General features: G+C 62.6%; 2 protein-coding genes. Both read left to right on the top strand.

Annotation, left to right across the window (positions count from 1 at the left end):
• Positions 1-81 precede the first annotated feature (81 nt).
• Entirely contained in the window at positions 82-18,594 is an 18,513-nt protein-coding gene (locus AAHK21_RS12810) for an immunoglobulin-like domain-containing protein (protein WP_367857436.1), read from the top strand.
• A 160-nt stretch (positions 18,595-18,754) separates the two neighbouring features.
• The gene (locus tag AAHK21_RS12815; RefSeq protein WP_046857559.1) at positions 18,755-19,096 is read left to right on the top strand and encodes a hypothetical protein; all 342 of its coding nucleotides are present in this window, start codon (positions 18,755-18,757) and stop codon (positions 19,094-19,096) included.
• The last annotated feature ends 31 nt before the right edge of the window (positions 19,097-19,127 follow it).

Raw genomic sequence — 19,127 nt, forward strand, 5'->3', positions numbered from 1 at the left:
TATTGAAACATTCCATCAGTCGCCGCCTTCGAATGCCGGCCGGGCATGGAAGCCAACTGAACGGGTAGTCCGGAGAGTCCAATGAGCACTGTTGTTGCCATCGTCAAAAGCATTGTTGGCCAAGTCATCGCAGTTTCCCCAGAAGGCATCCGGCGTGTACTGATCGAAGGCGATCGCCTGCTTGCCGGTGAACAGGTAGACACCGGCACTGGCGGCGCGGTCACTCTGGAGCTGGCCGACGGCCGTCTGCTCGACCTCGGTCGCGACACCCAGTGGAGTGCCGACGCCCCCGACAGCAGCATTGACCTGAACCAGGCCACCGCCCAGGCGGCGCCCTCGGTCGAAGAGCTGCAACAAGCCATCGCCGCCGGCGTCGACCCGACCACCGAACTTGAAGCCACCGCAGCCGGCCCGGCCGCGGCGGGCGGCGGCTCGGTAGGCGGCGGGCATAGCTTCGTCCTGCTCCAGGAAACCGCTGGAGTGGTCGACCCGACCATCGGCTTCCCCACCGGCCCGATAGGCTTCGGCAACGGCCTGGCGGTCGAGGAGCTGGGCGGACTGGACGGCAACGCTGCCAGCACCAACACGGCCAACGTCCCGCTCACCACCGGTCTGACCCTGAGCGCCACCCCCACGATCACCGAGGCGGGTGGCGTCATCGTCTATACCGCCACCGTCGGCCAGCCTCCGCTGACCAACCTGACCGTGACCCTGTCCAACGGCGCCGTCATCGTGATCCCGGCCGGCCAGACCACCGGTACCGTCAACGTCAATATCCCGGCCAACGACACGCCCTACATTGATGGCGGCCAGATTTCCGCGACCATCACCGGCACCAGCGGCGGCAATGGCCTGATCGTCACGCCGAGCACCACCCCGGCGGAGACCCAGGTCACCGACACCATCGACACCACCACTGCCACGCTGACCGCCAATCCAAGCGTGACCGAAGGTGGCGTAATCACCTACACCGTGACCCTGACCAACCCGGCCCAGACCCCGGTCACCGTCACCCTGTCCAATGGCCAGACCGTCACCATCGAGGCCGGCAAGTCGTCAGGCAGCGTTGATTTCCAGACCCCGGCCAATGACGTCTATAACAATGGCAGCACTGTAAGCACCACGATCACGGGGGCAACGGGCGGCAACTTCGAGAATCTTGTGCCGAACCCGGCACCAGCGGAAACGAAGATCAACGACTCCGTCGACACTACCACCGCCACCCTGACCGCGACCCCAAGCGTGACCGAAGGTGGCGTGATCACCTACACCGTGACCCTGACCAACCCGGCGCAGACTCCGGTCACCGTCACCCTGTCCAATGGCCAGACCGTCACCATCGAGGCTGGCAAGTCGTCCGGCAGCGTCGATTTCCAGACCCCGGCCAACGACGTCTATAACAATGGCAGCACTGTTACCACCACGATTACGGGGGCAACAGGCGGCAACTTCGAGAATCTGGTGCCGAACCCGACGCCAGCGGAAACGGTCATCAATGACTCGGTCGATACCACCACCGCGACTCTGAGCGCCACGCCAAGCGTGACCGAAGGTGGGGCAATCACCTATACCGTGACCCTGTCCAACCCGGCGCAGACTCCAGTCACCGTCACCCTGTCCAATGGCCAGACCGTCACCATCGAGGCTGGTAAGTCGTCCGGCAGCGTCGATTTCCAGACCCCGGCCAACGACGTCTACAACAACGGCAGCACTGTCAGTACCACGATCACGGGTGCAACGGGCGGCAACTTCGAGAAACTGGAGCCGAACCCGGCACCAGCGGAAACTAAGATCAACGACTCGATCGACACTACCACCGCCACCCTGACCGCGACCCCAAGCGTCACCGAAGGCGGCGTGATCACCTACACCGTGACCCTGACCAACCCGGCCCAGACCCCGGTCACCGTCACTCTGTCCAATGGCCAGACCATCACCGTCAAGGCCGGCGAAAGCACCGGCAGCGTCGACTTCCAGACCCCGGCCAACGATGTGTTCGTCAACGGCAGCACAGTCAGCACCAGCATCACCGGCGCCACCGGCGGCAATTTCGAAAAACTGGTGCCCGACACCACGCCAACCCAGACCGTGATCAGCGACAGCATCGACACGGTGACCGTCAGCATTGCCAGCAATGGCAACGTGACCGAGGCCGAACAGCCGACCTTTACTGTTTCAGTCAGCCAGAAGCTCGACCACGACCTGACCGTGACCCTGTCCAATGGCGCCACTGTGGTTATCAGCGCCGGCCAGACCCAGGCCACCTACAGCCTGCCGGCCCAGGGCGACGACGTATTCAAGGACGCCGGCTCCGTGACCCTCGGCGTGACCGATGCCAGCGTGGCGGGCAAGACCTTCGAGAACCTGCAGTTGGGTGGTGATGCCACCGTGCAGATCACCGACACCGTCAGTGAAGTGGTCGCAACCCTCACTGCCGACAAAACCACTGTGTCCGAAGGTGGCCAGATCACCTACACCGTGACCCTGACCAATGCCCAGGGTCTGCCGGTCAGCGGCCATAATGGCCTGACCTTCACCCTGACCGATGGCACCAAAGTCACCATCCCGGCAGGCAGTGCCAGCGGCACCTTCACCATCACCGCTGCGGACGACGTGTTCGTCGGTGGCCAGCCGAACATCGTCAACAAGATCGAATCGGTCACCGGTGGCGACAACTTCGAGAAGCTGACCCTTGGCGACAACTCGGTCACCACCACCGTGACTGACGAGCCAGGTACCGGCACTCCAGGCACCGACAACCAGGGCGACAAGGTCACCGTCACCATCGTCGGCAAAGGCGATGTCACCGAAGACCAGCAACCCGCCTTCACCGTCAAGGTCAGCCAGAAGCTCGACCATGACCTGACCGTAACCCTGAGCAACGGCGATAAAGTCGTGATCCCAGCGGGTCAAACCCAGGTTGAGTACAAGGCTACCGCCCAAGGCGATGACGTCTTCAAGGATGGCGATACCCTGACTGTCGGCATCACCGATGCTGCCGTTGACGGCAAGTCCTTCGAGAATCTGGAACTGGGCGGCAACGCCTCGGTACAGATCACCGACACCATCAGTGAAGTCGTCGCGACCCTGACCGCCGACAAGACCACCGTCACCGAAGGTGGCCAGGTCACCTACACCGTGACCCTGACCAACGCCCAGGGTCTGCCGGTCAACGGCCACAACGGCCTGACCTTCACCCTGACCGACGGTACCAAGGTCACCATTCCGGCCGGCAGCGCCAGCGGCACCTTCACCATCACCGCTGCGGACGACGTGTTCGTCGGTGGCCAGCCGAGCATCGTCAACAAGATCGAATCGGTTGCCGGTGGCGACAACTTCGAGAAGCTGACCCTCGGCGACAACTCGGTCACCACCACCGTGACTGACGAGCCAGGTACCGGCACTCCAGGCACCGACAACCAGGGCGACAAGGTCACCGTCACCATCGTCGGCAAAGGCGATGTCACCGAAGACCAGCAACCCGCCTTCACCGTCAAGGTCAGCCAGAAGCTTGACCACGACCTGACCGTGACCCTGTCGAACGGCGACAAAGTCGTCATTCCAGCCGGTCAGACCGAAGCCGAGTACAAAGCCAAGGCTCAGGGCGACGACGTATTCAAAGACGGCGATACCCTGACCGTCGGCATCACCGATGCTGCCGTTGACGGCAAGTCCTTCGAGAACCTGGAACTGGGCGGAAACGCCTCGGTGCAGATCACCGACACCATCAGTGAAGTCGTCGCGACCCTGACTGCGGACAAGACCACAGTTAACGAAGGCGGCCAGATCACCTACACCGTGACCCTGACCAATGCCCAAGGTCTGCCTGTCAGCGGCCACAACGGCCTGACCTTCACCCTGACCGATGGCACCAAAGTCACCGTTCCTGCGGGTAGTGCCAGCGGCACCTTCACCATCACCGCACCGGACGACGTGTTCGTCGGCGGCCAGCCTTCGATCGTCAACAAGATTGAATCCGTTGCCGGGGGCGACAACTTCGAGAAACTGACCCTCGACGACAACACCGTCACCACGACCGTGACCGACGAGCCAGGCACCGGCACTCCAGGTACCGACAACCAAGGCGACAAGGTCACCGTCACCATCGTCGGCAAGGGCGATGTCACCGAAGACCAGCAGCCGGCCTTCACCGTCAAGGTCAGCCAGAAGCTCGACCACGACCTGACCGTAACCCTGTCGAACGGCGACAAAGTCGTCATTCCAGCCGGTCAGACCGAAGCCGAGTACAAAGCCAAAGCCCAGGGCGACGACGTCTTCAAAGACGGCGATACCCTGACTGTCGGCATCACCGATGCTGCCGTCGATGGCAAGGCCTTCGAGAACCTGGAGCTGGGTGGCAACGCATCGGTGCAGATCACCGACACCGTCAGCGAAGTGGTCGCGACCCTCACCGCTGACAAGACCACCGTGTCCGAGGGCGGCCAGATCACTTACACCGTGACCCTGACCAATGCCCAGGGCCTGTCGGTCACTGGCCATAACGGCCTGACCTTCACCCTGACCGATGGCACTAAGGTCACCATCCCGGCCGGCAGCGCCAGCGGTACCTTCACTATCACCGCACCGGATGACGTGTTCGTCGGTGGCCAACCGAGCATCGTCAACAAGATCGAATCGGTTGCCGGTGGCGACAACTTCGAGAAGCTGACCCTCGGCGACAACTCGGTCACCACCACCGTGACTGACGAGCCAGGTACCGGCACTCCAGGCACCGACAACCAGGGCGACAAGGTCACCGTCACCATCGTCGGCAAGGGCGATGTAACCGAAGACCAGCAGCCAGCCTTCACCGTCAAGGTCAGCCAGAAACTGGACCACGACCTGACCGTAACCCTGTCGAACGGCGACAAAGTCGTCATTCCAGCCGGTCAGACCGAAGCCGAGTACAAAGCCAAAGCCCAGGGCGACGACGTCTTCAAAGACGGCGACACCCTGACTGTCGGCATCACCGATGCTGCAGTCGATGGCAAGGCCTTCGAAAATCTGGAACTGGGTGGCAACGCCTCGGTTCAGATCACCGACACCATCAGCGAAGTGGTCGCAACCCTGACCGCAGACAAGACCACCGTCACCGAAGGTGGCCAGATCACCTACACCGTGACCCTGACCAATGCCCAGGGCCTGTCGGTCACCGGCCATAACGGCCTGACCTTCACCCTGACCGATGGCACCAAGGTCACCATTCCTGCGGGTAGTGCCAGCGGCACCTTCACCATCACCGCACCGGACGATGTGTTTGTCGGCGGTCAGCCTTCGATCGTCAACAAGCTCGAAAACGTCAGCGGCGCGGATAACTTCGAGAAGCTCACGCTCGGCAAGGACACCCTCACCACGACCGTGACCGATGAGCCGGGCACTGGCACTCCAGGCACCGACAACCAGGGCGACAAAGTCACCGTCACCATCGTCGGCAAAGGCGATGTCACCGAAGACCAGCAACCGGCCTTCACCGTCAAGGTCAGCCAGAAGCTCGACCATGACCTGACCGTGACCCTGTCGAACGGCGACAAAGTCGTCATTCCAGCCGGTCAGACCGAAGCCGAGTACAAGGCCAAGGCCCAGGGCGACGACGTATTCAAGGATGGCGATACCTTGACTGTCGGCATCACCGATGCTGCCGTCGATGGCAAGGCCTTCGAGAACCTGGAGCTGGGTGGCAACGCATCGGTGCAGATCACCGACACCGTCAGTGAAGTCGTCGCGACCCTGACCGCCGACAAGACCACCGTCACCGAAGGTGGCCAAATCACCTACACCGTGACGCTGACCAATGCCCAAGGTCTGCCGGTCAGCGGCCACAATGGCCTGACCTTCACCCTGACCGATGGCACCAAGGTCACCATTCCGGCCGGAAACGCCAGCGGCACCTTCACCATTACCGCACCGGATGACGTGTTCGTCGGTGGTCAACCGACCATCACCAACAAGCTGGAAGGCGTCACCGGCGCCGACAACTTCGAAAAACTGACCCTGGGTCAGGACGAAGTGAAGACCTCCGTCACTGACGAGCCGGGTACTGGCACTCCAGGCACCGACAACCAAGGCGACAAGGTCACCGTCACCATCGTCGGCAAGGGCGATGTCACCGAAGACCAGCAGCCGGCCTTCACCGTCAAGGTCAGCCAGAAGCTCGACCATGACCTGACCGTGACCCTGTCGAACGGCGACAAAGTCGTCATTCCAGCCGGTCAGACCGAAGCCGAGTACAAGGCCAAGGCCCAGGGCGACGACGTATTCAAGGATGGCGATACCTTGACTGTCGGCATCACCGATGCTGCCGTCGATGGCAAGGCCTTCGAGAACCTGGAGCTGGGTGGCAACGCATCGGTGCAGATCACCGACACCGTCAGTGAAGTCGTCGCGACCCTGACCGCCGACAAGACCACCGTCACCGAAGGTGGCCAAATCACCTACACCGTGACGCTGACCAATGCCCAAGGTCTGCCGGTCAGCGGCCACAATGGCCTGACCTTCACCCTGACCGATGGCACCAAGGTCACCATTCCGGCCGGAAACGCCAGCGGCACCTTCACCATTACCGCACCGGATGACGTGTTCGTCGGTGGTCAACCGACCATCACCAACAAGCTGGAAGGCGTCACCGGCGCCGACAACTTCGAAAAACTGACCCTGGGTCAGGACGAAGTGAAGACCTCCGTCACTGACGAGCCGGGTACTGGCACTCCAGGCACCGACAACCAAGGCGACAAGGTCACCGTCACCATCGTCGGCAAGGGCGATGTCACCGAAGACCAGCAGCCGGCCTTCACCGTCAAGGTCAGCCAGAAGCTCGACCATGACCTGACCGTAACCCTGTCCAATGGCGACAAGGTGGTGATCCCTACTGGCCAGACCGAAGCCGAATACAAGGCCAAGGCTCAAGGTGATGACGTCTTCAAAGACGGCGATACCCTGACCGTCGGCATCACCGATGCTGCCGTTGACGGCAAGTCCTTCGAGAATCTGGAACTGGGCGGCAACGCCTCGGTGCAGATCACCGACACCATCAGTGAAGTCGTCGCGACCCTGACCGCCGACAAGACCACCGTCACCGAAGGCGGCCAGATCACCTACACCGTGACCCTGACCAATGCACAGGGTCTGCCTGTCAGCGGCCACAACGGCCTGACCTTCACCTTGACCGATGGCACCAAGGTCACCATTCCGGCCGGAAACGCCAGCGGCACCTTCACCATTACCGCACCGGATGACGTGTTCGTCGGCGGCCAGCCTTCGATCGTCAACAAGATTGAATCCGTTGCCGGGGGCGACAACTTCGAGAAACTGACCCTCGGCGACAACTCGGTCACCACCACCGTGACTGACGAGCCAGGTACTGGCACTCCAGGCACCGATAACCAAGGCGACAAGGTCACCGTCACCATCGTCGGCAAAGGCGATGTCACCGAAGACCAGCAACCAGCCTTCACCGTCAAAGTCAGCCAGAAGCTCGACCACGACCTGACCGTGACCCTGTCGAATGGCGACAAAGTCGTCATTCCGGCTGGCCAGACCGAAGCCGAGTACAAAGCCAAAGCCCAGGGCGACGACGTCTTCAAAGACGGCGATACCCTGACCGTCGGCATCACCGATGCTGCCGTTGACGGCAAGGCCTTCGAGAACCTGGAGCTGGGTGGCAACGCCTCGGTTCAGATCACCGACACCATCAGTGAAGTGGTCGCGACCCTGACCGCCGACAAGACCACCGTCACCGAAGGCGGCCAGATCACCTACACCGTGACCCTGACCAATGCCCAGGGCCTGTCGGTCACCGGCCATAACGGCCTGACCTTCACCCTGACCGATGGCACCAAAGTTACCGTTCCGGCCGGCAGCGCCAGCGGTACCTTCACCATCACCGCCCCGAGCGACGTATTCGTCGGCGGCCAGCCCTCGATCGTGAACAAGCTCGAAGGTGTCAGCGGCGCGGACAACTTCGAGAAGCTGACGCTCGGCAAGGAGACACTCACCACTACCGTCACTGATGATCCGGATACCGGCAACAAGGTATCTGTCACCATCGTCAGCAACGGCGATGTCACCGAAGACCTGCAGCCGTCCTTTACCGTCAAGGTCAACCAGAAGCTGGACCAGGATCTCACCGTCACCCTGAGCAATGGTGCCAAGGTGGTGATTCCGGCTGGCCAGACCCAGGTCGAGTACAAGGCGGATGCCCAGGGCGATGACGTCTTCAAGGATGGCAGTTCGCTGACCGTCGGCATCACTGATGCAGTCGTTGATGGCAAGACCTTCGAGAACCTGCAGCTGGGTGGCGATGCCACCGTGCAGATCACCGACACCGTCAGCGAAGTCGTCGCGACCCTGACCGCCGATAAGACCACTGTGTCGGAAGGTGGCCAGATCACCTACACCGTGACCCTGACCAACGCCCAGGGTCTGCCGGTCAACGGCCACAATGGCCTGACCTTCACCCTGACCGATGGCACCAAGGTCACCGTCCCGGCCGGCAGCGCCAGCGGTACCTTCACCATCACCGCACCGGATGACGTATTCGTCGGTGGCCAGCCGAACATCGTCAACAAGATCGAATCGGTTGCCGGTGGCGACAACTTCGAGAAGCTGACCCTCGGCGACAACTCGGTCACCACCACCGTGACTGACGAGCCGGGCACTGGCACTCCGGGCACCGACAACCAGGGCGACAAGGTCACCGTCACCATCGTCGGCAAGGGCGATGTCACCGAAGACCAGCAGCCAGCCTTCACCGTCAAGGTCAGCCAGAAGCTCGACCACGACCTGACCGTGACCCTGTCGAACGGCGACAAAGTCGTCATTCCAGCCGGTCAGACCGAAGCCGAGTACAAAGCCAAAGCCCAGGGCGACGACGTCTTCAAAGACGGCGACACCCTGACTGTCGGCATCACCGATGCTGCTGTCGACGGCAAGTCCTTCGAGAATCTGGAACTGGGCGGCAACGCCTCGGTGCAGATCACCGACACCGTCAGTGAAGTGGTCGCGACCCTGACCGCCGACAAGACCACTGTGTCGGAAGGTGGCCAGATCACTTACACCGTCACTCTGACCAATGCCCAGGGTCTGCCGGTTAATGGCCACAACGGCCTGACCTTCACCCTGACCGATGGCACCAAGGTCACCATCCCGGCCGGCAGCGCCAGCGGTACCTTCACCATTACCGCACCGGACGACGTGTTTGTCGGCGGTCAGCCTTCGATCGTCAACAAGCTCGAAAGCGTCAGCGGCGCGGATAACTTCGAGAAGCTCACGCTCGGCAAGGACACCCTCACCACGACCGTGACCGATGAGCCAGGTACTGGCACTCCGGGCACTGGCAACGAAGGCGACAAGGTCTCCGTGACCATCGTTGGCAACGGCGCGGTCACCGAAGACCAGCAACCAAGCTTCACCGTCAAGGTCAGCCAGAAACTCGGTCAGGACCTGACCGTAACCCTGAGCAACGGCGATAAAGTCGTGATCCCTGCGGGTCAAACCCAGGTTGAGTACAAGGCTACCGCCCAAGGCGATGACGTCTTCAAGGATGGCGACACCCTCACCGTCGGCATTTCCGATGCGTCGGTCACCGGCAAGACCTTCGAGAACCTTGAGCTCGGTGGTAACGCCAGCGTTGAGATCAACGACACCGTCAGCGAAGTGGTCGCAACCCTGACCGCCGACAAGACTACCGTCAGCGAAGGCGGCCCAATCACCTACACCGTCACCCTGACCAACGCCCAGGGCCTGTCGGTCACCGGCCACAACGGCCTGACCTTCACCCTGACCGACGGCACCAAGGTCACCGTGCCAGCGGGCAGCGCCACCGGCACCATCACCATCAATGCGCCGGACGACGTATTCGTCGGCGGTCAGCCGACCATCACCAACAAACTGGAAGGCGTGACCGGTGCCGACAACTTCGAAAAACTGACCCTGGGTCAGGACGAAGTGAAAACCTCCGTCACCGACGAGCCAGGCACCGGCACTCCGGGCACCGGCAACGAAGGTGACAAAGTCACCGTCACCATCGTCGGCAACGGCGCAGTCACCGAAGACCAGCAGCCGTCGTTCACCGTCAAGGTCAGCCAGAAACTCGGTCAGGACCTGACCGTAACCCTGAGCAACGGCGATAAAGTCGTGATCCCGGCGGGACAGACTCAGGTTGAGTACAAGGCTACCGCCCAAGGCGATGACGTCTTCAAGGATGGCGACACCCTGACCGTAGGGATTTCCGACGCCTCGGTCACCGGCAAGACCTTCGAGAACCTCGAGCTCGGCGGCAACGCCAGCGTTCAGATCAACGACACCGTCAGCGAAGTCGTAGCGACCCTGTCTGCCGACAAAACCACCGTCAGTGAAGGCGGCCAGATCACCTACACCATCACCCTGACCAACGCCCAGGGCCTGTCGGTCACCGGCCACAACGGCCTGACCTTCACCCTGACCGACGGCACCAAGGTCACCATCCCGGCTGGCAGCGCCAGCGGCACCTTCACCATCACCGCTGCGGACGACGTGTTCGTCGGTGGCCAGCCGAGCATCGTCAACAAGATCGAAAGCGTCAGCGGCGCGGATAACTTCGAGAAGCTGACCCTCGGCGACAACTCGGTCACCACCACCGTGACCGACGAGCCAGGCACCGGCACTCCAGGTACCGATAACCAAGGCGATAAGGTCACCGTCACCATCGTCGGCAAAGGCGATGTCACCGAAGACCAGCAGCCTGCCTTCACCGTCAAGGTCAGCCAGAAGCTCGACCACGACCTGACCGTAACCCTGTCGAACGGCGACAAAGTCGTCATTCCAGCCGGTCAGACCGAAGCCGAGTACAAAGCCAAGGCTCAGGGCGATGACGTCTTCAAGGACGGCGATACCCTGACCGTCGGCATCACCGATGCCGCCGTCGATGGCAAGGCCTTCGAGAACCTGGAGCTGGGTGGCAACGCCTCGGTACAGATCACCGACACCATCAGCGAAGTGGTCGCGACCCTGACTGCGGACAAGACCACCGTGTCCGAGGGCGGCCAGATCACCTACACCGTGACCCTGACCAATGCCCAGGGCCTGTCGGTCACTGGCCATAACGGCCTGACCTTCACCCTGACCGATGGCACCAAAGTCACCATTCCTGCGGGCAGTGCCAGCGGCACCTTCACCATCACCGCTCCGGACGACGTGTTCGTCGGCGGCCAGCCTGCGATCATCAACAAGATCGAAGGCGTCAGCGGCGCAGACAACTTCGAGAAGCTTACCCTCGGCGACAACACCGTCACCACGACCGTGACCGACGAGCCAGGCACCGGCACTCCAGGTACCGACAACCAAGGCGACAAGGTCACCGTCACCATCGTCGGCAACGGCAATGTCACCGAAGACCAGCAGCCTTCGTTCACCGTCAAGGTCAGCCAGAAGCTGGCGCAGGACCTGACCGTGACCCTGAGTAACGGCGACAAGGTGGTGATCCCGGCCGGTCAGACCCAGACCGAGTACAAGGCTGCCGCCCAGGGCGACGATGTGTTCAAGGACGGCAGTTCGCTGACCGTCGGCATCACCGATGCCGCAGTCACCGGCAAGACCTTCGAAAACCTGGAGCTCGGTGGCAACGCCACTGTGCAGATCACCGATACCATCAGTGAAGTCGTCGCGACCCTCACCGCCGACAAGACCACTGTGTCCGAAGGTGGCCAGATCACCTACACCGTGACCCTGACCAACGCCCAGGGCCTGTCGGTCACTGGCCACAACGGCCTGACCTTCACCCTGTCCGACGGTACCAAGGTCACCATCCCGGCCGGCAACGCTACCGGCACTGCCACCATCAATGCTCCGGACGATGTGTTCGTCGGCGGCCAGGCGACCATCAGCAACAAATTGGTGACCGTCAGCGGTGCCGACAACTTCGAGAAACTGACCCTCGGCCAAGGTGAGGTGCAGACCTCCGTGACCGACGAGCCGGGCACTGGAACCCCGGGCACCGACAACCAGGGCGACAAGGTGTCCGTCACCATCGTCGGCAATGGCAATGTCACCGAGGACCAGCAGCCCTCGTTCACCGTCAAGGTCAGCCAGAAGCTTGGATACGACCTGACTGTCACCCTGTCCAACGGCGACAAGGTGGTGATCCCGGCCGGTCAGACCCAGACCGAGTACAAGGCTGCCGCACAGGGCGACGACGTGTTCAAGGACGGCAGTTCGCTGACCGTCGGCATCACCGATGCCACGGTTCCGGGCCATACCTTCGAGAACCTGGAGCTGGGTGGCAATGCCACCGTGCAGATCACCGACACCATCAGTGAAGTCGTGGCCACCTTGTCCGCTGACAAGACCACCGTGTCCGAAGGTGGCCAGGTCACCTACACCGTCACCCTGACCAACGCCCAGGGCCTGTCGGTCACTGGCCACAACGGCCTGACCTTCACCCTGACCGATGGCACCAAGGTCACCATCCCGGCCGGCAGCGCCACTGGCACCGCCACCATCAATGCCCCGGACGATGTGTTCGTCGGTGGTCAGCCGACCATCAGCAACAAGATCACCGGCGTCACCGGCGCGGACAACTTCGAGAAGCTGACCCTGGGTCAGAACGAAGTGAAGACCTCCGTCACCGACGAACCAGGCTCGGGCACTCCCGGCACCGGCAACCAGGGTGACAAGGTCTCCGTCACCATCGTCAGTAACGGCAACGTCACCGAAGACCAGCAGCCGTCGTTCACCGTCAAGGTCAGCCAGAAACTGGCGCAGGACCTGACCGTGACCCTGAGCAACGGCGCCAAGGTGGTGATCCCGGCCGGCCAGACCCAGGTCGAGTACAAGGCTGCTGCGCAGGGTGACGACGTGTTCAAGGACGGCAGCTCGCTGACCGTCGGCGTCACCGATGCCGTAGTCACCGGCAAGACCTTCGAGAACCTCGAACTGGGTGGCAACGCCACCGTCCAGATCACCGACACCATCAGTGAAGTGGTCGCCACCCTGTCTGCCGACAAGACCACCGTCACCGAGGGCGGCCAGGTCACCTACACCGTGACCCTGACCAATGCCCAGGGCCTGTCGGTCACCGGCCACAACGGCCTGACCTTCACCCTGTCCGATGGCACCAAAGTCACCATTCCTGCGGGCAGTGCCAGCGGCACCGCCACCATCAACGCGCCGGACGACGTATTCATCGGTGGCCAGGCCACCATCAGCAACAAGATCACCGGTGTCACCGGTGCCGACAACTTCGAGAAACTGACCCTGGGTCAGAACGAAGTGAAGACCTCCGTCACCGACGAGCCGGGCTCGGGCACTCCAGGCACCGGTAACCAGGGCGACAAGGTCTCGGTCACCATCGTCGGCAACGGCGATGTCAACGAAGCCCAGCAGCCATCGTTCACCGTCAAGGTCAGCCAGAAGCTCGACCAGGACCTGACCGTCACCCTGAGCAATGGCGCCAAGGTGGTGATCCCGGCTGGCCAGACCCAGGTCGAGTACAAGGCGCCGATCCAGGGCGACGACGTGTTCAAGGACGGCGGCCCGCTCACCGTTGGCATCAGCGATGCCAGCGTGGTCGGCAAGACGTTCGAGAACCTCGAGCTGGGCGGCAACGCCACCGTGCAGATCACCGACACCATCAGTGAAGTCGTGGCTACCTTGTCCGCCGACAAGACCACCGTGTCCGAAGGCGGCCAGGTCACCTACACCGTGACCCTGACCAACGCCCAGGGTCTGTCGGTCACCGGCCACAACGGCCTGACCTTCACCCTCACCGATGGCACCAAGGTCACCATCCCGGCCGGCAGCGCCACTGGCACCGCCACCATCAATGCACCGGACGACGTGTTCGTCGGTGGTCAGCCGACCATCAGCAACAAGATCACCGGCGTCACCGGCGCGGACAACTTCGAGAAGCTGACCCTGGGTCAGAACGAAGTGAAGACCACCGTAACCGACGAGCCGGGCTCGGGTACTCCGGGCACCGGTAACCAGGGCGACAAGGTTTCGGTCACCATCGTCAGCAATGGCAACGTCACCGAAGACCAGCAGCCGTCGTTCACCGTCAAGGTCAGCCAGAAGCTCGACCAGGACCTGACCGTCACCTTGTCCAACGGTACCAAGGTGGTGATCCCGGCCGGCCAGACCCAGGTCGAGTACAAGGCTGCCGCACAGGGCGACGACGTGTTCAAGGACGGCAGCTCGCTGACCGTCGGCATCACCGATGCCGCAGTCACCGGCAAGACCTTCGAGAACCTGGAGCTGGGTGGCAATGCCACCGTGCAGATCACCGACACCATCAGTGAAGTGGTCGCCACGCTGTCCGCCGACAAGACCACCGTGTCCGAAGGCGGCCAGGTCACCTACACCGTGACCCTGACCAATGCCCAGGGCCTGTCGGTCACCGGCCACAATGGCCTGACCTTCACCCTGACCGATGGCACCAAGGTCACCATTCCGGCCGGCAGCGCCACTGGCACCGCCACCATCAATGCACCGGACGATGTGTTCGTAGGTGGTCAGCCGACCATCAGCAACAAGATCACCGGCGTCACCGGCGCGGATAACTTCGAGAAGCTGACCCTGGGTCAGAACGAAGTGAAGACCTCCGTCACCGACGAGCCTGGCTCGGGCACTCCGGGCACCGGCAACCAGGGCGACAAGGTTTCGGTCACCATCGTCAGCAACGGCAACGTCACCGAAGACCAGCAGCCGTCGTTCACCGTCAAGGTCAGCCAAAAACTGGCGCAGGACCTGACCGTGACCCTGTCCAACGGTACCAAGGTGGTGATCCCGGCCGGCCAGACCCAGGTCGAGTACAAGGCTGCCGCACAGGGTGACGACGTGTTCAAGGACGGCAGCTCGCTGACCGTCGGCATCACCGATGCCGCGGTCACCGGCAAGACCTTCGAGAACCTGGAGCTGGGCGGCAACGCCACCGTGCAGATCACCGACACCATCAGTGAAGTGGTCGCTACCCTGTCTGCCGACAAGACCACCGTCAGCGAAGGCGGCCAGGTCACCTACACCGTGACCCTGACCAATGCCCAAGGCCTGTCGGTAGTCGGCCACAACGGCCTGACCTTCACCCTCACCGACGGCACCAAGGTCACCATTCCGGCCGGCAGCGCCAGCGGCACCTTCACCATTACCGCCAAGGACGACCCGTACCTCGGTGGCCAGCCGAACATCGTCAACAAGATCGAGTCGGTCGCCGGTGGCGACAACTTCGAGAAGCTGACCCTGGGCAGCAACACCGTCACCACCAGCGTCACCGACGAGCCGAGCGGCCAGGGCGACCTGACCACCGTCGGCATCAGCGGCGACACCTCGGTGACCGAAGGCGACACCGCCCACTACAACCTGACCCTGAGCAACCCGTCGAAGTCCGAGGTGACCATCACCCTGACCTACAGCGGCACCGCCACCGACGGCCAGGACTTCACCGGTGTGGTCACCGTGAAGATCCCGGCCGGCAGCAGCGGCACCAGCTTCGACATCAAGACCATCGACGACAAGCTGGTCGAGGGTTCGGAGAACTTCACGGTCAAGATCAGCGGCGCCACGGGCGGCGGCTTCGAGAACCTGCAGGTCGACTCGGGCAAGTCCAGCGTCACCACCACCATCATCGACAACGACCATGCGCCGGTGTCGACCGGCGGCGCGGTGACTGGCAACGAAGACACCGACTACGTGTTCAAGTGGGGTGACTTCAACGTCAGCGACGCCGATGGCAACACCGGCCTGTCGGTGACCATCAGCAAGCTGCCGGACCTGGGCAGCCTGAAGTTCTTCAACGGCACCTCGTGGGTGGATGTCTCGCTCAACCAGAACATCAGCCAGGCCGACATCGCCGCCGGCAAGCTCAAGTTCGTGCCGCTGGCCAACCAGTCGGGCGTCGACGGCTATGGCGGCAGCGGCGTGGGCAACAAGCAAGCCGACTACGCGCAGATCAAGTACAAGCCCAACGACGGCACCAACGCCGGCGGCGAAGTGACCATGAAGGTCGATATCGCCCCGGTGGCCGACAAGCCGGACCTGAACATCGGCAACAACAACGTCAACTCGATCGGCCTGCTCAAGGAAACCTGGAACAGCCTCACGGGCCTGGGTAGCAACGGCAACGGCATCACCGGCGATGCGCTGAAGAATGTCTTTGCCAACTCCGGCAATGCCAGCAAGAGCGAGACCGTCACCGGGGTCGACACGGTTGCCAGCGTGACCGCAGGCAGCGGCTCGAAGACCTCCGGCCTGATCTACCTGGAAGCCGGCAAGACCTATGCGTTCAGCGGCACCGCCGACGACAGTCTGCAGATCGTCGTGGGCGGCAAGAACGTCGCCAGCGGCACCTGGGGCTCGGGCAGCGGCGCCATCTCCGGCAGCTTCACCCCGACTACCAGCGGCTACTACACCCTGGAGATCTACAACGCCAACCAGGCCGGCCCCGGCAGCCTGGACGTCAACATCAAGGTGGGCAACGGCGCGGTCACCGACCTCAACAGCTCGAACATCCCGATGTACCCGAGCGTCAAGGACCTGACCAACGCCGGCGTGACCGTCGGCGACCTGCACGGCAGCAACAACCAGGGCTACTACGACGGCTACAAGCTCAACGAAGGCAGCGAGAACGGCGCGCCGGTCAAGCTGGTGGGCATCAGCACCAACCTCACCGATACCGACGGCTCCGAGTCCCTGAGCGTCAAGCTCAGCGGCATCCCGGCAGGCTCGGTGCTGGCCGATAATGCCGGCCATACCTTCACCGTCGGCAAGGACGCGGTGGACGTCACCGGCTGGAACCTGGGCAGCCTGACCATCAAGCCGCCGGCCTACTACCAGGGCCAGTTCGACGTGAAGGTCAGCTCAACCTCCACCGAGAGCGTCGGCGGCAGCACCGCGACCAGCGAAGGCACCATCAAGGTCACCGTCTACCCACAGTCCTACACCACCAGCAACCTGTCCTCGGACAGCGACAACATCACCGGCACCGACGGCAACGATGTGGTGGTTGCCGACGTCACCGGCCTGCACGTGGTGCCGGGCCAGGACTACAACCTCGCCTTCATCGTCGACACCTCGGGCAGCATGGGTTCGTCCGGCGTGGATGCGGCGAAGAAATCCCTGGAATCGGTGTTCAAGACCCTGGCCGCCAGCGTCAAGGGCGACCAGTCGGGTACCGTGAACATCCTCCTGGTGGACTTCGCCACCCAGGTCAAGAGCAGCGTTTCGGTGACCCTGAACGATGCCGGCCTGCAACAGTTGCTCAACGCCCTGAACAACCTGCGGGCAGACGGCGGCACCAACTACGAGGACGCCTTCAAGACCACCGCCAACTGGTTCCAGAACCTCAAGGATGGTGGCAATACCGGCAGCAACCAGACGTTCTTCATCACCGATGGCAAGCCGACCTATTACCAGACCAACGAGAACTCCAACCCGACCCTGGGCACCTCGGGCATCACCCTGGACACCTTCCTGGCTTCGATCAACTACAAGCCGGGCATGGCGTACAACGGCTACATCGACAGCAGCAACACCAACTACGTCAGCATCGACAACGCCGGTAACCTGCAGGTGCAGTACTACCGCAACGGTTGGAAATACGGCGTATCGGGCGAGCTGCACGCGGAAGGTAACGGCACCTACGAGCTGTCTTCGCGTGGTGGCCTGGGCTACGACACCAACAGCACCACCACGAGCAACTCGCAGGACAGCTTCAAGTTGCTCTCGGGCCTGTCCGAGGTCGAGGCCATCGGCCTCAACAATGGCGTCAACACCAACGACCTGAAACCGTACGACACCGACGGCAAGCCGCAGACCAACATCGACCCGAGCAAGCTCGCCGAGGCCATCCTCGGCCATACCGAAGTCACCCAGCCGGGCAACGACACGGTCAATGGCGGCGACGGCAACGACATCATCTTCGGCGACCTGATGGTCTTCGACGGTGTTGCCGGTACCGGTGTCGAGGCGATCCGCGGCTATGTCGCCGACAAGCTGGGCGTAGATGCGGGCAGCGTGGACGCACGGGCGATGCACAAGTACATCACCGAGCACTACACCGAGTTCGACGTCTCACGCAGCAACGACGGCGCCGACACCCTGCTGGGCGGCAACGGCAACGACATCATCTTCGGCCAGGGTGGCAACGACTACATCGACGGCGGCAAGGGCAACGACATCCTGCTCGGCGGCACCGGCAACGACACCCTGCTCGGCGGTGAAGGCAACGACATCCTGTTTGGCGGTGCCGGCAATGACATCCTCAACGGCGGCAAGGGCGATGACATCATGACCGGTGGCAGCGGTGCCGACACCTTCGTGTGGAAGGCCGGCGACCTGGGCAACGACGTGATCAAGGACTTCAAGGCAAGCGAAGGCGACCGCCTCGACCTGAGAGACCTGCTCCAGGGCGAGAAGGCCAGCACCATCGACAACTTCCTGAAGATCACCACGGTCAATGGCGAGTCGACCCTGCAAGTCAGCACCGAAGGCAAGCTCAACGCCGCCGGCGGCTTGGCCAACGCCGATGTGAGCATCAAGCTCGAAGGGGTCAACTGGTCCAACACCACGATCAACTCGTTGATCAGTGGTGGCGACCCGACCATCAAGATCGACAACTCCAACAGCTGATCCCCACCCCCGCGGCAGCCGGCAACGGCCGCCGCGTCGGGGGCGGGCTTTCCCCGCCAACGCTTCACGCGCATACTCGTGCACCGGGCCTACACGCCCGGTGAACTTTGCCTATGCTGCTGACTACCAACAAGGAATCATCGTGACGAGGGACGCCGCCATGTTCTACGTGCAACGCGACGCTGACGGCCGTTTGCTGCGAGTGGAAGCCGCCGGGTTTGATGGATTTACGGACATGGTCCCCGCCGACAGTGCCGAGATCCAGGAATGGTTCGCCGACGATGTCGTTGAGAACAGCCTCAAGCAGCTCAAGCAGAGCGATCTGGACATGATCCGGGTGCTGGAGGACCTGATCGAGGTGCTGACTGCCAAAGGCGTGTTCAGCATCACCGACCTGCCGCCCGGCGCCCAGGCCAAGTTGCTCAACCGCTCCACCGCGCGCAAGGCGCTGGGTAGCCTGAACAATCTGATCGAGGAAGATGAGGAAGGCGGGCTGATCTGATCATGCTGGCGGCGCATCGCGGTGCGAATTG

The organism is Pseudomonas sp. TE50-2 (genome assembly GCF_040813665.1).
Taxonomy (GTDB): Bacteria; Pseudomonadota; Gammaproteobacteria; order Pseudomonadales; family Pseudomonadaceae; genus Aquipseudomonas; species Aquipseudomonas soli.

Coding starts and splice junctions, on each gene's coding strand:
- AAHK21_RS12810 (WP_367857436.1), top strand. CDS start 82: ATGAGCACTGTTGTTGCCATCGTCAAAAGCATTGTTGGCCAAGTCATC.
- AAHK21_RS12815 (WP_046857559.1), top strand. CDS start 18,755: ATGTTCTACGTGCAACGCGACGCTGACGGCCGTTTGCTGCGAGTGGAA.